The organism is Pasteurella sp. WM03, from assembly GCF_004570945.1.
In the GTDB taxonomy this organism is placed as follows: Bacteria; Pseudomonadota; Gammaproteobacteria; order Enterobacterales; family Pasteurellaceae; genus Rodentibacter.
Window position 1 is genome coordinate 1 of the sequence record NZ_SPPO01000032.1, and the last position, 207, is coordinate 207.

A 207-nucleotide genomic window follows, 5' to 3' on the forward strand; every position below is an offset into this window, starting at 1 on the left:
CCGTTAAATCTTTTTCAACATTGGCATTATTCGTGACATTTAAGTCTTTGGTTGTCGTTGTGCCTTCAACCGTTGAATTGCCTTTCACCGTTAAATCTTTTTCAACATTGGCATTATTCGTGACATTTAAGTCTTTGGTTGTCGTTGTGCCTTCAACCGTTGAATTGCCTTTCACCGTTAAATCTTTTTCAACATTGGCATTATTTG

1 protein-coding gene is annotated in these 207 nt (G+C 36.7%); it reads right to left on the minus strand.

Annotated features, from left to right (window positions below):
* Nucleotides 1-207: hypothetical protein (locus tag E4T92_RS11120; protein WP_167754066.1), on the minus strand; the 207-nt coding region annotated here is incomplete at both ends.